This is a genomic window from Janthinobacterium sp. OK676, assembly GCF_900103595.1.
Classification (GTDB): Bacteria; Pseudomonadota; Gammaproteobacteria; order Burkholderiales; family Burkholderiaceae_D; genus Janthinobacterium.
In genome coordinates this window covers 220351-238105 of sequence record NZ_FNHA01000005.1, presented here as the reverse complement: position 1 = coordinate 238105, position 17755 = coordinate 220351, and the positions used below count along the sequence as shown (strand labels likewise).

The 17755-nt window shown below is 62.2% G+C and carries 15 protein-coding genes; 3 read left to right on the top strand and 12 right to left on the bottom strand.

Features of this window, described 5'->3' with window-relative positions; genetic code table 11:
- The first annotated feature begins 5 nt into the window (after positions 1-5).
- The 3 genes from BLU39_RS12525 to BLU39_RS12515 are packed head-to-tail and all read left to right on the top strand — an operon-like array spanning position 6 to position 2900.
- The gene (locus BLU39_RS12525) at positions 6-815 is read left to right on the top strand and encodes a hypothetical protein (protein WP_092713394.1); all 810 of its coding nucleotides are present in this window, start codon (positions 6-8) and stop codon (positions 813-815) included.
- 33 nt (positions 816-848) lie between these two features.
- A complete protein-coding gene (locus BLU39_RS12520) occupies positions 849-1580 on the top strand; it encodes a hypothetical protein (protein ID WP_092713392.1) in 732 nt (243 codons plus the stop codon).
- 54 nt (positions 1581-1634) lie between these two features.
- A complete protein-coding gene (locus tag BLU39_RS12515) occupies positions 1635-2900 on the top strand; it encodes a DUF6445 family protein (protein ID WP_092713390.1) in 1266 nt (421 codons plus the stop codon).
- A gap of 112 nt (positions 2901-3012) precedes the next feature.
- Here BLU39_RS12515 and BLU39_RS12510 read toward each other — a convergent pair whose 3' ends face one another.
- The 12 genes from BLU39_RS12510 to BLU39_RS12455 all read right to left on the bottom strand — a co-directional run bounded on the left by BLU39_RS12510 (position 3013) and on the right by BLU39_RS12455 (position 17678).
- Entirely contained in the window at positions 3013-3954 is a 942-nt protein-coding gene (locus BLU39_RS12510; RefSeq protein WP_092713388.1) for a LysR family transcriptional regulator, read from the bottom strand.
- 91 nt (positions 3955-4045) lie between these two features.
- Complete coding sequence (locus BLU39_RS12505; RefSeq protein WP_092713386.1) at positions 4046-5020, bottom strand: glycoside hydrolase family 43 protein; 975 nt, start codon at positions 5018-5020, stop codon at positions 4046-4048.
- 4 nt (positions 5021-5024) lie between these two features.
- Entirely contained in the window at positions 5025-5999 is a 975-nt protein-coding gene (gene yjfF / locus BLU39_RS12500) for a galactofuranose ABC transporter, permease protein YjfF (protein WP_092713384.1), read from the bottom strand.
- Entirely contained in the window at positions 5996-7078 is a 1083-nt protein-coding gene (locus BLU39_RS12495) for an ABC transporter permease (RefSeq protein ID WP_092713382.1), read from the bottom strand. Before BLU39_RS12495 ends, yjfF begins: the two co-directional genes overlap by 4 nt.
- Positions 7075-8616 carry a sugar ABC transporter ATP-binding protein gene (locus BLU39_RS12490; RefSeq protein WP_092713380.1) on the bottom strand — a complete coding sequence of 514 codons (1542 nt, stop codon included), beginning with the start codon at positions 8614-8616 and terminating at the stop codon, positions 7075-7077. Before BLU39_RS12490 ends, BLU39_RS12495 begins: the two co-directional genes overlap by 4 nt.
- A 9-nt stretch (positions 8617-8625) precedes the next feature.
- Complete coding sequence (locus BLU39_RS12485) at positions 8626-9588, bottom strand: ABC transporter substrate-binding protein (protein ID WP_092713378.1); 963 nt, start codon at positions 9586-9588, stop codon at positions 8626-8628.
- 160 nt (positions 9589-9748) lie between these two features.
- Positions 9749-10783: an arabinan endo-1,5-alpha-L-arabinosidase gene (locus BLU39_RS12480; RefSeq protein ID WP_254788961.1), complete on the bottom strand. Its 1035-nt coding sequence runs from the start codon at positions 10781-10783 to the stop codon at positions 9749-9751.
- A gap of 69 nt (positions 10784-10852) precedes the next feature.
- Entirely contained in the window at positions 10853-12400 is a 1548-nt protein-coding gene (locus BLU39_RS12475; protein ID WP_092713376.1) for an alpha-N-arabinofuranosidase, read from the bottom strand.
- Between the two features lie 154 nt (positions 12401-12554).
- Positions 12555-13322, bottom strand: coding sequence for an SDR family NAD(P)-dependent oxidoreductase (locus tag BLU39_RS12470; RefSeq protein ID WP_092713374.1), 768 nt, complete (start codon positions 13320-13322; stop codon positions 12555-12557).
- Between the two features lie 34 nt (positions 13323-13356).
- Entirely contained in the window at positions 13357-14934 is a 1578-nt protein-coding gene (locus tag BLU39_RS12465; protein WP_092713372.1) for an aldehyde dehydrogenase (NADP(+)), read from the bottom strand.
- A complete protein-coding gene (araD1, locus tag BLU39_RS12460; protein ID WP_092713370.1) occupies positions 14931-15923 on the bottom strand; it encodes an AraD1 family protein in 993 nt (330 codons plus the stop codon). Before araD1 ends, BLU39_RS12465 begins: the two co-directional genes overlap by 4 nt.
- A gap of 12 nt (positions 15924-15935) precedes the next feature.
- The gene (locus tag BLU39_RS12455) at positions 15936-17678 is read right to left on the bottom strand and encodes an IlvD/Edd family dehydratase (RefSeq protein ID WP_092713368.1); all 1743 of its coding nucleotides are present in this window, start codon (positions 17676-17678) and stop codon (positions 15936-15938) included.
- Positions 17679-17755: the final 77 nt, after the last annotated feature.

Sequence of the window (17755 nt, the reverse complement as noted above, 5' to 3'; positions counted from 1 at the left end):
ATCTCATGCAACCATTCACCACCACCGGCCAACGTGGCCGCATCCTCGCCTACCAACCGAGCGGACAGGGTTCCGTCAGCGTGGCCGGCATTCAACATGCTTTCGACGTGGCCACGCACTGGCGCTCGGACGTGGCACCCGCCATCAACGCCGTCGTCGACGTGCGCTTCGATGAGGCCGGCGGCCTCGCCAACGTCAGCGCCGTAGCGACACAGCAGCTGGCGCAGGAAGAAATGGCCGGCGCGGCAAAACTGGCGCGCGACAAAAGCCAGCAACTGTGGGGCCAGGCCGTGTCCGCCCTGGGCATCAAGGTGCTGGCCAGCCTGGGCGTTTTGATCGCCGGGGCCTTTATCTTCAACACCATCGGCATCCGTCTGTTCGCTTCCGTCTCGCGCACCTATTGGCAATTGCTGGGCTTGTCCGCAGACAGCCTGGAAAGCTTTGCCCGCGATGGCGGCGGAGGTTTTACGTCCGCACAATTTTTCTTCCTGCTGGCCATTGCCGGATGCTGCGCCACCATGCTTAGCCGCCACCCGAAAGCGGCGCTGGGCAAGTGCGCGCCCTTGCTGTTCATCGTCATCCACAGCAGCTTGCTGTTCATCAAGATCAAGGGCGCCGCCAGCGACGCGGGCAACGCCATGGGCGGCATCATGGGCACCCGCGCGGCCCGCATGGCCGAGCAGATGGCCAGCGAAATGCTGGGGCAAGTGTGGCAAGGCCTCTCGTTTGGCATCGGTTTTTACCTGGTGCTGGCGTCTTCCATCGTCCTGGCCGCTTACGGCGTCGGCGAATACAAACGTAAAACCATCGGCTAAGCCAACTCTTACACATTTACTAAAGGAAATATCATGAACCGTACCCTGCCCGCCCTGCTCGCCATCGCCGTGATCCTGTCCGCCTGCGGCAAGACCGAGAACACCACACCGGCCGCCTCCGCCCCCGTCGCCGCGAATGTCGCCGACCTGGCCGCGAAAGCCCAAGTGAAGGCGGCCGCCGCCAGCCTGCCGCAAGCGGACGCTGCCACGCCAGCGTCCAGCTATGTCGATATCACGAGCGGCCACCAGTTGATGTACAGCTACCTCGCCCTGTCCGGTGTGCCGCCCGACTACGCGGCCGTGGCGCAGCGCATCTCGCGCGAATATGCGGGCAGCAACGATGCCTTCCGCAAGCAGGAAGTGCTCGACGCATTGAAACCGCAGATCGACGCCAAGGTCAGCGAAGCGAAAACCAAACGCTACCTGCGCTACCAGATCAATGGCCAGGGTGCGCTGTCGCCGTACGCCATGGACAAGGCCGCCTTCCCCGCCAAGTTCGCCGACGCGGGCACGTATTACTACATGTACGACAACGGCGACTACAAGCTGGCCTTCACGAATGGCGACGGTTATTCCTTGCTGAAAGTGGACCAGGAGGCGGCCCGCAAGATCGAGGCGGCGCGCAGCGGCTACAAGGACTTCGCCATCGTCGTGTATGCCTACGCCCAGGAAGCGGACTTGGCCAGCAACCAGGTCAAGGCGCAGATCGTCAAGGTGGCGATCAAGCTGAACGGGGAAGAAATTCCCGTCAACCAGGCACGGTAGAACGGGCTCGGTTACACTGTTCGCCACATTGCATCGGGATCGGGATCGGGACATATGGGCGAACAGACACTGGCGGAACAACATCTGGCAAACGGGCAAGGGCTGCAGCAGCAGGGCAAGCTGATCGAGGCGATCAACGCCTACCAGGCCGCTTATAAGCTGAATCCGGCCCTGGCCGAAGCGCAGCATTTCCAGGGCCTGGCCATGCTGGAGCTGGGCCAGGGCGCCATCGGCCTGGGCTTGCTGAAACTGTCGCTCAAGCAGCAGCCAGACAACGCCCTGTTCCATTACAACCTCGGTAACGTGCTGCGCGGTACGGACAGCGACGCGGCGCTGGCCAGCTACGCCACGGCGGCGCGGCTGGCGCCGCACGAGCATGATTTCGCCATCAGCCATGCGGAATTGCTGATGGGAAAACAGCGGCTGATGGAGACCATCGCCGAGCTGGAACGTGCCCACGCCCTGCGCCCGCAGCGTTGGCAAACCCTGCAGGGACTGGCCGAGCTGTATTACCGCACGGGACAGCAGGAACTGGCGCTGGAACGCTACGCGCAAGGCCTGGCACTGCATCCGGCGCTGGCGCACACGTGCCGCATCGGCTTTGCCAGCCCCGGCACGGAGAATACGGAACGGCTGACGGCGCCCGACGTGCCGGCAAGCTTGCACGATTTCCTGCGCGAAACCGATTTGCACATCCTCGACGATTTCCTGCCCGACCCTGTTGCCTGGCGCGCGCAAGCGCTGGCCCTGCCGTTCGAGCAGCAGCGCTATGCGGGACAGAATTATCCGGGCAGCCAGACGGCGGGCCAGCCCAGCCAGGCCATCATGGAGCGCATCGCCACGGCGCTGGGCCGCCCCATCCGTTTTATCTCGCCCGACAATGGCTCCTACCGCCTCAGCTATGCGGACGCCATGGCGCGCACCGATATCCACGTGGACAACGAGACGGGCAACAATTTCAATTTCTATGCGGGCGTGCTATACCTGAACCCGCCCGAGCAGTGTCAGGGCGGCACCACCTTCTGGCGCCACCAGCCCAGCGGCTGGTACCGACGATTGCCCGAAGCGGACGTGAAAGCGGGCGGCTACGCCAGCTTCAAGGATTTCCAGAAACGCTGGCTGCCGAACAGCAAAGTGCAGAAATTCAACGACTTGCAGGAACAACGCGACAGTTGGCAAGCCCTGCTGGAAGTACCGATGCGCCACAACCGCCTGATCGTCTACAAGGGCCACTACTTTCACTCGATCAGCAATGTGTTTGGCGACACGCCGGAGAATGGGCGGCTGGTGCAGCTGTTCTTTTTTGAGGTGCCGGATTGAGTGTAAGGGGCAATTGTCGGATTACGCGTGCCGCTAATCCGACCTACCATGTGGCGTAGGCGTAGGTCGGATGAGCGCGCAAGCGCGTAATCCGACAACACCAGCACAGCACTCAATACATATCCGCCGCCGTCGCGCGTACCGCCTTGAGCAGCATATCCGCCCCCGGCGACAGCAAATGATCCTGCTGGCGGATGATCCCGAACGCATCCATCTTGCACGGCAATTCGATGGGCAGGATGCTCAGCACGTTCAACGATTCATAGTAGTGCGCCACTTCCGTCGGCATCACGTGCAGCGAGTCCGTCTGCTGCAGCAAGGATGTGATCAAGAGCAAGGCGGTCGTGTCGACGACGTCGACGGGCGGTTCCTGGCCCGCGCGGCGGAACATCATGTCGAAGCGGTGGCGCAGGATGCTGCCTTGCGGCGGCAAGATCCACGGCTGGGCCGCCAAATCCTTCAATTGCAGATTCTTGCGCGACAGCAGCGGATGGCCATTGCGCGCCACGGCGCTGGCCGGCTCTTCCGTCAATTCCTCGTAGATGAGGCCCGCGCTGCTTTCCTTTTCCAGGATGCGCCCGATCATGAAGTCCAGCGTGCCGTGCTGCAGCATGTCCATCAGGGTATTGCTGTGCTCCAGGTGCACGCCGATGCGCATCAAGGGCGCCTGCTGCTTGATGCGGGCAATCGCGCGCGGCAGCAAGGCCATGGCCGGCGTCATGATCACGCCCACTTCCACCTGGCCCGTCAAGCCCGACTTCAAGGCGACGATGTCGTCATGCGCCAAGGACAGGCTCGTCAGGGCCATGCGCGCGTGGCGTATCATCGTCTCGCCGAAGATCGTCGGTTCCATGCCGCGCGGCAGCCTGTCAAACAGGCGCACGTCGAGCATCTCTTCCAGATCCTTGATTTGCTTGGACGCGGCCGGTTGCGTCATGTGCAATTCTTCCGCCGCGCGATGGATGTTGCGCTGCTCGTCAAGGGCGATCAACAGCAGCAATTGCCGCGTCTTCAGGCGGGCTCGCAAGAACCAGTTGGGGTTGAGGGTATCCATGAATAAATCATATCATGATCGATATCGGTTTTAACTCAATATCGATATTATAGATATCGCCGTGTCTCCTTTTTGTGTGGTCGGCAAGCGTTCACAATGGCTTGCAGGCGGCGCTCGGGTTGGCGGCCGGGCCAGCCGTCTGCCGGATGAATTCGATGCTGCCGTCCGGCTTGTATTTCAGCTCCTCAACTGCAACGGAACGCCGGTATTCTCCGCCGCCGGGCAACTTGTCGTTGTGATAGAAAATATACGACTTGCCATTGAACTCGATGATGGCCTGGTGAATGGTTTTCACGACGGCATTCTTGTCCATGATGGTGCCGCGGAAATGCCACGGACCCGTCGGCGTCGGCCCCGTCGAATACGCCGTTTCCTCGGGGAAATTGCGCGAGTACGACAAATAATAGCTGCCTCCATGCTTGTGCATATAGGCCGCCTCCGTGAACGCATCCATGCCAAAGGTCAGGATCGGGCCGTCCAGCTCCGTCATATTGGGCTTGAGCTTGGCGTATTTCAAGACCGTGTTGCCCCAGTAAATGTAGGCCTGGCCATCCGTATCGATGAAGACTGCGGGGTCGATGTCGTCCCAGGGAATCGCCGTCTGTTTCGTCATGTCGTTCGTGATCAGGGCGCTGCCGCGCGCGTCGACGAAGGGGCCCGTCGGGCTGTCGGACACGGCCACGCCGATGGCCTTGCCGGGGATGGTTTTATGGTCGACTGTGGAGTAAAAATAATACTTGCTGCCGCGCTTGACGATGTCGCCGGCCCACGCATCCTTGCCGGCCCACGCGAAGGTGGAAAAGCGCACGGGCGAGCCGTGATCCGTCCAGTTCGCCATGTCGCATGAGGAATACACGCGCCACTCGTGCATGCGGTAATCCGTATCCGAGGCGCTCGCTTCATCGTGGCCCACGTACAGGTACACCCTGCCATTGTCGACCAGCGCGGCCGGGTCGCCCGTGTAGATGTTTTTCACGATGGGGTTGGCTGCGTGTGCACCGAATGAGGCGCAGGCGAGCGCTACCGCCATGCCGGTGGCTGCGGCAAGTTTATTCTTTTGAAACATGCTATTAACTCCGATTGGTATTTTTCTGGCCCATGGCCATCAGTCTTTGCACGACGCAAAAGACGAACAGCAAGCCGCCGATGACGATCTTGGTCCACCACGAGCTGAGCGTGCCGTCGAAGGCGATCAGGGTCTGGATGGTGCCCAGCACCAGCACGCCGGACAAAGCGCCCGCAACATAGCCGTAGCCGCCGCTGAGCAGGGTGCCGCCGATGACGACGGCGGCAATCGCGTCCAGTTCCGTGCCTTGCGCATGCAAGCCGTAGCCGGACAGCATGTAGAACGAAAACAGCACGCCACCCAGGGAGGCGCAAAAGCCGCTGAAGGCATAAATGAAGACCTTGGTGCGGCCCACAGGCAAGCCCATCATCAGGGCCGACTGCTCATTGCCGCCGATCGCATACACGGCGCGGCCGAACGGTGTCGCGTGCGCCAGCCAGATGGCCAAGAGCAACGTCATCACGGCGATCACGACGCCTGGCGAAACGAAGCCACCGAGAAATTGCAATTGCGTCTGCGACATGGCGACGAACAGCGGATCGTCGATGGTAATCGAGTTGATGCTGATCAGATAGCACAGCCCGCGCGCCAGAAACATGCCGGCCAGGGTGACGATGAAGGGCTGCAACTTGAAGTAATGGATCAGCGCGCCCATGCCGGCGCCAAACACGGTGCCCAGCGCCAGCACGGTGACGATCACCAGGAGCGGCGGCCAGTGCGCCACGTTCAGCAGCCAGGCGGCGATCATGGTCGACAGGGCCAGCACGGACCCGACGGACAAATCGATGCCGCCAGAGACGATGACGAAGGTCATGCCGACGGCGATCACCAGCAAAAAGGCGTTATCGATCAACAGGTTAAAGATCACTTGCGTCGACAGCAGGCCCGGATAGGCGGCGCCACCGAGGCCCAGCATCACCACCAGCAGCAAGACCGTGACGAGCGAGGTGAAATACGGGGTGTGCAGCAAGCCCTTCATGCTTTTCTCCGATGCAGCAATTGCTTGAATTCCGACGATTGCGACAGGCAGACGAGGAAGACGACGACCGACTTGACGACCATGTTCACTTCCGGCGGCACGCCCAGCGAATAGATCGTGTAGGTCAGGGTCTGGATGATGAGCGCGCCTATCATGCTGCCAACTAAGCTGAACTTGCCGCCGGCCAGCGAAGTGCCGCCCAGGGTCACGGCCAGGATGGCGTCGAGTTCCAGCATCAGGCCCGCGTTATTGGCGTCGGCGCTCTTGATGTTCGAGCTGATCATCAGGCCCGACAGGCCCGCGCAGGCGGCGCAAAAGACGTAGACGAAAAAGATCAAGGTCGCCGTCTTGATGCCGGCCAGGCGCGCGGCGACGGGATTGATGCCGACGGCCTGGATGAACAGGCCCAGGGCCGTCTTGCGCATCAGCACGGCCGTGATGATGAACACGGCAGCGACGAGGAACAGGGAAAACGGCAAGCCGAACAGGTAGCCGCTGCCGATGAAAAAGAACGGTTGATAATAGACGGTGACGATCTGCCCATCCGTCAGCAATTGCGCCAGGCCACGTCCCGCCACCATCAGGATCAGGGTCGCGACGATGGGCTGCAAACCCAGTCCCGCCACCAGCACGCCATTCCAGGCGCCGCACAGCAGGGCCGCGCCCAGGGCGGCCGCCAGGGCCCAGCCCATGGGGATGTTGCTCACGTAGGTCGGCACGCCGTTGTCCATCACCATGGTGCCGCCGATCAGCATGGCGGCCACCGTGCCGGACAGGGCGACGACGGCGCCCACGGAAATGTCGATGCCGCGCGTGGCGATGACCAGGGTCATGCCCAGAGCCGCCAGCATCAAGGGCGCGGCGCGGTTGACGATGTCGATCACGCTGCCGTACAGATGGCCGTCGCGCACTTCCAGGTGGAAAAAGCCGGGGATGGCAAAGAAAGCCACCAGCAACAGCAGCAACAGCGCGGCCAGGGGCCGGCTCAGGGGATGGTGCAGAACGGTATGCAAGGCGGACGTACCCGTAGTGGAAGCCGGACGCGCCAGTGGCGCGCTCGATGGCGTGGATAAACTCATGTGGCGTCTCCGGCGATCACTTGCAGCACGGAACTGTCGTCGAGTTCGCCGCGCGCATAGTCGCCGCAAGCCTTGCGGTCGCGCATGACGAGGATGCGGTCGCTGCAGCGCAGCACTTCCGGCAACTCCGACGAGATGAACAGGATGGCCATGCCCTTGCGGCACAGCTTGCTCACATAACTCATGATTTCCTGCTTGGCGCGCACGTCGATGCCGCGCGTCGGTTCATCGAGAATCAGCATGGCGGGCGACGTCACCAGCCAGCGCGCCAGCAAGGCTTTCTGTTGATTGCCGCCCGACAGGCTGCCGACCGGTGTTTCGATGCTGGCCGTCTTGATGCCGAGCGCCTTGACGTACTCGTCGGCCAGCGCCTGCTGGCGTTTGAAGGGAATCGCGCGCAGCAAGCCCGTGCGGGCCTGCAAGGCCAGGATGATGTTTTCGCGCACGGACAGCGACAGGATCGCCCCCTCGTGCTTGCGGTCTTCCGAGCAAAAGCCGATATCCCGGGCGATCGCGTCGCGCGGCACGTTGAACTGGCGTATCTTGTCCTGCATGACGATGCTGCCGGAATCGGCCTTGTCGGCGCCGAACAGCAAACGCGCCAGTTCCGTGCGGCCCGAACCGAGCAAACCGGCCAGGCCCAGCAATTCGCCCTGGCGGATGTGGAAATCCATGGGCAGCAAGGCGCCTTTGCGGCCCAGTCCCTGCGCTTCGAGCAAATTCGGCCCGAAACTGGCGGCGCCCGCTTCTTGCGCCAGTTCCAGTTCTTGCGGCTGGGTGTCGGCCGCCACGCCGATCATTTTATTGACCAGTGCCAGGCGCGACAGCTCGCTGCACGCGTATTCTCCCTCGCGCTCGCCATTGCGCATGACGGTGATGCGGTCGGAAATGGCGTAGGTCTGGTCGAGGAAGTGAGTGACAAACAGAATCGCCATGCCCTGCTCGCGCAGGCGGCGCAGCACGGAAAACAGCAGATTGACTTCCGCTTCGTCCAGGCTGGACGTGGGTTCGTCGAGGATCAGCACGCGGGCCGAAATATTCAGCGCGCGCGAAATGGCCACCATTTGCTGGATGGCCAGCGGAAAGCTGGACAATTGCGCGGTGACATCGATATCGATCTGCAATTGCTGCAGCAAGGCACGCGCCTGTTGCTGCATGGAACGCCAATCGATGGCGCCGAAGCGGCGCGGATAGCGGCCGATAAAGATGTTTTCCGCTACCGACAGGTTCGGGCACAGATTAACTTCCTGGTACACGGTGCTGATGCCCAATCCCTGGGCGTCCGACGTGGACGCGGGGGCGATGGGCTTGCCATCGAGCAGAATCTGGCCGCTGTCGGGCGTGTAGACGCCCGTCAGCACCTTGATCAGCGTCGATTTCCCGGCGCCATTCTGTCCCATCAGGGTGTGCACTTCACCCGGATACAGGCGCAGGGCAACGTCGCTGAGGGCTTTGACGCCGGGAAAGGACTTGCTGATGCCGCGCAACTCCAGCAAGGGAGCTGGCGCGGCGTTGTGTTGCGCTTGCGTATTCATCATGCGGCAAGCTTAGTACTTACGGTTCGGGAATTCCTTGGCGGCCACCTCGGCAGGGAACACGCCTTCCACCGTCGTGATGCGCGCTGGCACGGGCTTGCCGGCCACCACGTCGCGGGCGATCGACATCAGTTGCGGGCCCAGCAGCGGGCTGCATTCCACAGTGACGTTCAGCTTGCCGGCGATCATGGCCTCGAACGCGCCTTTGACGCCATCGATCGAGATGATGATGATGTCCTTGCCCGGTTTCATGCCCGCTTCTTCGATGGCCTGGATGGCGCCGATGGCCATGTCGTCATTGTGCGCGTACAGCACGTTGATCTTCTTGCCCTCGGCCTTCAGGAACGCTTCCATCACTTCCTTGCCCTTGGCGCGCGTAAAGTCGCCCGTTTGCGAACGGATGATCTTCAGCTTCGGATTCTTGCCGATGACTTCCTGGAAGCCTTCCTTGCGGTCGATGGCCGGCGCGGAGCCGACCGTGCCTTGCAGCTCGACGATGTTCAGGGTGGCGTCCGGGGTTTTCTTGGCATAGTCCAGCAGCCATTGGCCGGCGCGGCGGCCCTCTTCCACGAAATCGGAACCGATGAAGGTCACGTACAGCGATTTGTCGGCCACGTTGACGGCGCGGTCCGTCAGGATGACGGGAATCTTGGCGGCCTTGGCTTCGCGCAAGACCGTATCCCAGCCGGACTCAACGACGGGCGAGAAGGCGATCACGTCGACTTTTTGCGCGATGAACGAGCGCAGAGCCTTGACCTGGTTTTCCTGCTTTTGCTGCGCGTCGGCAAATTTCAGGGTGACGCCATCTTTCTTGGCCGCATCCTTGATGGAGACGGTATTGGCGGTGCGCCATTCGCTTTCGGCGCCTACCTGCGAAAAGCCCATGACGAGGGGCTTGGCGGCGAAGGCGGAAGAGGTTGCGGACAGTGCCAGCAACATGGCGCTGGCGAGGAGGGTTCGGCGTGTCAATGTCATTCTTGTCTCCAGTTTTTTTTGGAATACCATCACAGCCGGATGCCGGATGGGCGGTTTTTTATGAACCCATGGTAGGAGAAAGCAACATAGCCATCCAATCAATTCTTTTTCGCTTGCGATACCGATTTGCGTATCACCTGCCGCCCATCCCCTTCCCTGCTTACCGTTTGGCGGCCGGCAATTCGCGGCTGTGATAGCGGTTCAAGTCGCGCGCGTCGACTTGCGGCCAGCCATCCTGGTCCCACGTCATGGGCAGGATCTTGAGCTTCTGCAAATAATTGTCCGCCGTTTCATAGGCGTGCAGCACAAGGTAATCCTTGCCGTCAAACGTATAGGCACTGTTGTGGCCGAGGCCTTGCCAATCCTTGTCGCCTTTCAGCAGCACCGTGCCGCCGCCCTGCGCCATGTCGCGGCCATCCTTGTCCAGGTAGGGACCCGTCACGCTTTTTGAGCGTCCCACGGCCAGGTGATAGGTGCTTTTTTCTTTCTGGCAGCACAGGCCCCAGGAAACGAAGAGGAAGTAGTCGTTGCCGCGCCGGAAGATGAAGGGCGCCTCGATTTCCTCGGGCGCGGGCTTGAATTCGCCTGCGCGTGGCGGCAGGGGTACGCGTCGGGCCAGCGAGTGCCACTCTTGCGGTTCCGCAATGCGGGTCCAGTCTTTGTTGAGTTTCACCAGCTTGATGCCATTCCAGAACGAGCCGAACGACATCCACGGCGTGCCCTTGGCATCGGTGATGATGTTCGAATCGATGGCGTTCCACTCGTCGCGCTCGGGCACCGATTGCAGCAGCATGCCCTGGTCGACCCAGCGGTAGTCGGGCGAGCGGGGATTCAAGGTCGTGTTGACGGTCACGCCGATGCCGGACGTATTCTTGCCGAAGCCGGATACCGAGTAGTACAGATAGTATTTTCCGTCGTGAAATTGCACGTCGGGCGCCCAGATATGGTCGTCAAATGATGGCGCAGCCGTCTTGGCCCACGTGGGCTGGCCGGCGAAGACGCGTCCTTCCGGCTGCCAGTCGAGCATGTTTTTCGAACTGTAGAAGGTAATGCCGGGACCCGTGCTGTACAAATAATACGTGTCGCCTTCCTTGGCCATCACGGGGTCGTGCACGCTGACCTGGGCCGCATGCGCGGCAGCCATGATCGCCAGGGTGCTCAGGATGGCGGCCATGCCGCGTGTCAATATGTGCATCGTCTTCTCCAAAATGGTCAGCCGGCCCGTCATGCGGGCCGGCCGAGTAAATGACTGGCGGCCGACAGCTTACTCGACGGCCACCACCACGACGGCCTTGGCTGGCACCGACACGGTCAGCTTGCCGCCTTGCGCCTGGGCATTGAACGCCACCGGCTGCACGGCTTGCGGTTGCGCAAAGCTGTTGACGGCATCCATCTTGCCGGCGGTCAGCACGCGGCCCGTCACGCTGGCCACTTGCTTGCCGGCCAACGCCACGTTCACGTCGACGGCCTTGTGCGGGTTCGTGTTGACCAGCGACAGATACACCTTGCCATCCTTGCCGCGCGCGGCCGAGGCGCTCACTTCCGGAATGCTGACCTTGCCCAGGCTGTACTTGCCATTGCCCTGGATGGCGACCGGCAGCGAAGTGGCATCCTGGAACGGCACGTACATTTCAAACGCATGATACGTAGGCGTGAGGAAATATTTGTCCTTGTCCGTGATGATCATCGCCTGCAGCACGTTGACCATTTGCGCGATATTCGTCATGCGCACGCGGTCCGCGTGGGCGTGGAAAATATTGAAGTTCAAGGCGGCGACGAGCGCATCGCGCAAGCTGTTTTGCTGGAACAAAAAGCCCGTATTGGTGCCCGGCTCCACGTCGTACCAGGTGCCCCATTCATCGACGTACAAGCCCGTCTTTTTCGAGGGGTCGTTCTTGTCGATGGCGGCGATATTGTTCTTGATCAAGCTATCGATGCGCAAGGTGCGGCTCAGGGTCGAGATCCATTGATCTTCGCCAAAGCCCGTGGCGGCGCCCTTCTTTTCCCACACGCCGGTCGGCACCGTGTAGTAGTGGAAACTGATGGCGTCCATCATGTTCGGCTTGATTTCGCGGCTCAGGGTACCGGACCAGCTGATGTCGTCGTCATTGCCGCCGCTGGCGATGAATTTCGGGCGCGCGCTTTCCGGCGTCTTCATGAAGCTGTGATAGTGCTTGTACAGGTCGGCATAGTACTGCGGGCGCATATTGCCGCCGCAACCCCAGGCTTCATTGCCGATGCCAAAGTAATCGACTTTATACGGCTGGGCGCGGCCATTCTTGCGGCGCAGCTCGGCCAGGGTCGATTTGCTGTCCGACGTCATGTATTCCAGCCATTCGGACATTTCCTGCGGCGTGCCGGAACCGAGATTGCCGTTGATGTAGGTCTGCGCGCCCAGGAGTTCCGCCAGGTCGAAGAATTCATGCGTGCCGACGGCGTTCGATTCTTCCACGCCGCCCCAGTTGGTGTTGACCTTGGTCGGGCGCTTGTCGCGTGCGCCGATGCCGTCCTTCCAGTGGTATTCATCGGCAAAGCAGCCGCCCGGCCAGCGCACCAGGGGCACGTGCAACTGTTTCAGCGCGCCCAGCACGTCATTGCGCCAGCCTTTGGTATTCGGAATGGCAGATTCCGGTCCCACCCACATGCCTTCATAGATACCCGTACCCAGATGTTCGGCGAACTGGCCGTACACGTTCTTGTTGATCACGGCACCGGGCTTGGCCACGTCGATGGTGACACTGACGGGCGCGGCAAAGGCACTGCCGGCCATGGCCAGGCTGAGGGCCACGATGCTGGTATGGATGAATTTCATGCTGTCTCCTGTTTTTTAGTGAAAAGCAAGGGCCGGGATCAACCCGGCGATGGAATGGCGATGCCTCTCCTGCCGCGGGGTTGCGGCGGCAAGAGGGTGTTTCAAGATTGGAGGGCCGGTCAGCACCGGCGCGGATTGAACGATGCGCTAAGGCTTAGACCCAGCCGGCATCCACGATGAACTCCTGACTGGAGCACATCGCGCCGTCATCGGAGGCAAGGAACAGCACCATGGCGGCGATGTCCTGTGGCATCAGCTTGCTTGGCAAGCATTGGCTTTTCTTGATTTCCACTTCCGCCGCGTCGTCGACCCACAGGTCGATCTGGCGCTGCGTCATGACCCAGCCGGGCGTGACGGTATTGACGCGGATATTGTGGGCGCCATAATCGCGTGCCAAGCCCCGCGTGAGACCCACGACGGCGGCCTTGGTGGTGGCGTACACAGGGTAGCCGCCCGACTTCATGTGCCAGGAAATCGAGCTGACGTTGATGATGGAACCGCCGCCCTTGCGCTTCATGCCCTCGAAGACGGCCTGGCACGTGAAGAACATGGGACGCTGATTGATCGCAATGCGCTCATTCCAGTATTCCAGCGTGACGTCCTGCGCCTGGTGGCGCTGGTCGTTGGCGGCATTGTTGACGAGGATATCGAAGTCGCCCAGCTTGTCGGCCAGTTCGGCCATGACGGCTTGCAGCGACGGAATATCCGTGATGTCGCAATGGCGAAAAATGGGCGCCGTCAGGCCCGCTTCGGCCAGGCGGCGGCACAAGGCCTCGCTCGCTGCCACGGCGATATCGACAAACGCCACCAGCGCGCCCTGGGCGGCAAATTCCGCCACCAGGGATTCGCCGATGCCGCTGCCGCCACCCGTGATGAACACGCGCTTGCCCTGCAAGCTGCCATATTTCGCCAATTGCTTCATCTTGTCTCCGCCTGTGTATTTTTATTTTTTATGATTAAAGTTTGCCCAGCACGCCATCGTGACGGCGCCAGATGCCCAGCGGATTATCGTCGCGCAGCGACTCCGGCAGCAAGTCCTGTGGCAGATTCTGGTACGACACGGGACGCAGGAAACGGTTGATGGCCGCCGTGCCGACCGAGGTGCTGCGGCCATCCGACGTGGCCGGGAACGGGCCGCCGTGCACCATGGCCGTCGACACTTCCACGCCCGTCGGGAAACCGTTGGCCAGGATGCGGCCCACGCGGCGTTCCAGCACGGGCAACAGGCGGCGCGCGTCTGCCACGTCGCCGGCATCCATTTGCAGGGTGGCCGTCAGCTGGCCTTCCAGGCTTTCCGTGATCGCCAGCAATTGCTCGATGTCGCGGCAAGCGACCAACAGGGAAGCGGGGCCGAAGACTTCGTCGCGCAGATCGTGCTTGGCCAAAAACGCTTCGCCCGAAGTCACGAACAGGGCGGCGGCACCCTTGCCTTCGTCGCCCGTGTTTTGCACTAGCGGCGTCACGTCGGCGTGCTGTGCCAGCGCGGCCACGCCCTTGGCATAGCTGCTGGCTATGCCAGCCGTCAACATGGTGGCAGCTGGCGCCGGCGCCAGCGCTTCGGCGGCAGCGGCGGCAAACGCCGTAAAGTCAGGGCCTTCCAGGCCCAGCACGAGGCCCGGATTGGTACAGAACTGGCCCACGCCCATCGTCAGCGAGGCGGCAAAGCCGCTGGCAATCGCCGCGCCGCGGGCGGCCAGCGCTTGCGGCAACACGAAGACGGGGTTGATGCTGCTCATTTCCGCATACACGGGGATCGGCTGTGGACGTTCGGCCGCCACCTTCATCAGGGCGATGCCGCCCGAACGCGAACCCGTAAAGCCGACGGCCTGGATGGCGGGATGGGCCACCAGGGTCTGGCCGATGCCATTGCCCGTGCCCGTCAGCAAGGCGAACACGCCGGCCGGCAGCTTGCACAGGGCAATCGCTTTCACGATGGCGCGCGCCACCAGTTCCGACGTGCCCGGATGGGCCGAGTGGGCTTTCAGCACGACAGGACAGCCGGCTGCCAGGGCCGAGGCCGTATCGCCGCCGGCCACCGAGAAGGCCAGCGGGAAGTTACTGGCCGCAAACACGGCGACGGGACCCAGGCCGATCATGCGCAAGCGCAGGTCAGGACGCGGCGGCGTGCGTTCCGGCAAAGCCGAATCGATGCGCGCATCGGTCCACGACCCTTCGCGCAGCAAGCCGGCGAACAGTTTCAATTGCCCCACCGTGCGGCCACGTTCGCCTTCCAGGCGCGCGCGCGGCAAGCCGCTTTCCGTCATGGCGCGCACGATCAGCTCGTCGCCCAGCTCGAGGATTTGCGCGGCGATGGTCTCTAAAAAATCGGCGCGTTGCGCATCGCTGGTGGCACGGTACGGATCGAACGCGGCTTGCGCCAGGCGGCACGCCGCGTCGATTTGCGCGGCGTCGACCATGTGGAAGGCGGGCGCGATGTGGGCGCGCGCGGCCGGGTCCCACGCTTCGAAGGAGCCGCCATTGCCCTTGACGGCGACGCCGCCGATCAATGCATCACCGGTGATATTGAAACTCATAATGTGCTCACTTTCGCAAATTCGGTTGGGAAGACGTCGAGGCGGTTGCGCAAGGCAGGGCCAAAGGCCGGCGCTTCGATTTCAAAGGTTTCACCCGGCGCCACGCTCACGCCATCGGCAAAGCTTAACGTTGCCGTGCCAAAGAAGTGCACGTGCACGTCGCCAGGGCGTTTGAACAGCGGATACTTGAAGTGATGGTGTTCCAGGTTGGCAATCGTGTGCGACATATTCTCTTCGCCGCTGACGAACGCTTTTTCCCAGCGCACGTTGCCAGCCGCGTCGAGCACGCGCGAGGCGCCGGCGATATGCGCGGGCAATTCGCCCACCAGCAGGGCCGGGCCCACGCTGCAGGCTCGCAGTTTCGAGTGGGCCAGGTACAGATAGTTCTGGCGCTCCGTGATGTGGTCCGAGAATTCATTGCCGATGGCGTAGCCGACCCGGTAGGGCTGGCCATCGTCGCCGATCACGTACAGGCCGGCGATTTCCGGCTCTTCGCCGCCATCGAGGGCAAAGTCCGGCATGCGCAGCGGCTGGCCGCCAGCGCGCACGATGGAGCCGTCGCCTTTATAGAACCATTCGGGCTGGGCGCCAGCCGTGCCGTCAGCGGGCTTGCCGCCTTCCACGCCCAGGCGGAACATTTTCATGGAGTCGCTCAAGGATTCCGCGTCGCCGCCGATCTTCTTGTGCATGGCGTCGCGCGCGCCGGCGCTGCCCAAATGGGTCAGACCCGTGCCCGTCACGTAGCAATGCGCTTCATCGGCGTGGTCGAGCGGCGGCAGCACACGTCCGGCAGCGGCCACGTCCGCATAGGAATGCGTGGTGTTGCCGACCGTGGCGTTGACCAGGTCCGTCAGACTCACCTTTTTGCGGATGGCGTCTTGCGCCAGCGCATACGTCGTGTTGTAGCCTTCGATGACGCGGATGACGTCGTCTTGCAGCAGGCCGACGAGGCGGCCGCCGTGTTCATTCGTAAATTGCAGCAACAGCATGGGATTCTCCGCTTAGTGTGAGTGGCGCGGCACGGCGGAACCGCGATTGCCGACCAGGAAGTCGAAATCGCAGCCTTCATCGGCCTGCAACACGTGTTCGATGTACAGCTGCTGGTAGCCGCTCTTCGGTCCGGGCGCGCTGCCCAGTTCGCGGGCCGCCAGGCGCTCGGCGATTTCCGCAGCGCTGATGTCGATGTTCAGGCTGCCGTTATGGCAGTCGAGGGCGATCATGTCGCCATCCCTGACGATGCCCAGCGGGCCGCCGGCCATCGCTTCCGGCGCCACGTGCAAGACGACGGTGCCGTAGGCCGTGCCGCTCATGCGCGCATCCGAGATGCGCACCATGTCGGTGATGCCTTGCGCCAGCAGTTTCGGCGGCAAGCCCATGTTGCCCACTTCGGCCATGCCAGGATAGCCTTTCGGGCCGCAGTTCTTCATGACCAGCACGGAGTTCGCGTCCACATCCAGATCAGGATCAACGATGCGCGCCTTGTAATGTTCAAAATCCTCGAACACAACGGCCTTGCCACGGTGTTGCATCAGGTGCGGCGAGGCGGCCGACGGTTTCAGCACGGCGCCGCGTGGCGCCAGGTTGCCGCGCAACACGCAAATGCCGCCATCGGCCAGCAAAGGGTTGTCCAAGGTGCGCACCACTTCATCGTTGTAGATCGGCGCTTCGACGCAGTTGTCCCACAGCGACTTGCCGTTGACGGTCAGCGCATTCTTGTGCGGCAGCAGATCGCCCTCGCCCAGGCGGCGTATCACGGCCGGCAAGCCGCCCGCATAATAAAACTCTTCCATCAGGAAACGACCCGACGGCAGCAAGTCGACGATGGTCGGCGTGCCGCGGCCTACCTTGGTCCAGTCTTCCAGCTCCAGCGGCACGCCGATGCGCCCGGCAATCGCTTTCAGGTGGATCACGGCATTGGTCGAGCCGCCGATGGCGGCGTTGACCTTGATGGCGTTTTCAAATGCTTCGCGCGTCAGCACTTTCGACAGGCGCAGGTCTTCGTGCACCATTTCGACGATGCGGATGCCCGACATGTGGGCCAGCACGTAGCGGCGCGAATCGACGGCGGGAATGGCCGCGTTGTGCGGCAGGGACGTGCCCAGCGCTTCCGCCATGCTGGCCATCGTCGAGGCCGTGCCCATGGTGTTGCAGGTACCAGCCGAGCGCGACATGCCCGATTCGGCCGACATGAACTGGTGCAGAGTGATGGAACCGGCTTTCATCTGCTCGTGCAACTGCCATACGGCCGTGCCGGAACCGATGTCCTTGCCATTGAGCTTGCCGTTCAGCATGGGGCCGCCGCTGACGACGATGGTGGGAATGTCGACGCTGGCCGCGCCCATCAGCAGTGCCGGTGTCGTCTTGTCGCAGCCGACCAGCAGCACGACGGCGTCCATCGGGTTGCCGCGAATCGATTCTTCCACGTCCATCGACGCCAGGTTGCGCGTCAGCATGGCGGTCGGGCGCAAATTCGATTCGCCATTCGAAAACACGGGGAATTCAACTGGGAAACCGCCCGCTTCAAGGATGCCGCGCTTGACGTGTTCGGCCAGCTGGCGGAAATGCGCGTTGCAAGGGGTCAGTTCGGACCAGGTATTGCAGATGCCGATGATGGGCTTGCCGTGAAATTCGTGGTCAGGTATGCCCTGGTTTTTCATCCAGCTGCGGTACATGAAGCCGTTCTTGTCCTGCGAGCCGAACCACTCGGCCGAGCGCAGGGCTACCTTCTTTTTTGTCTCAGACATGCCATTCTCCTGGTTGTGCCATGCCGGATCTAAGGTGGTCGGCCCGGGCAGCGATGTTGGAATACTAAAGAATCCTG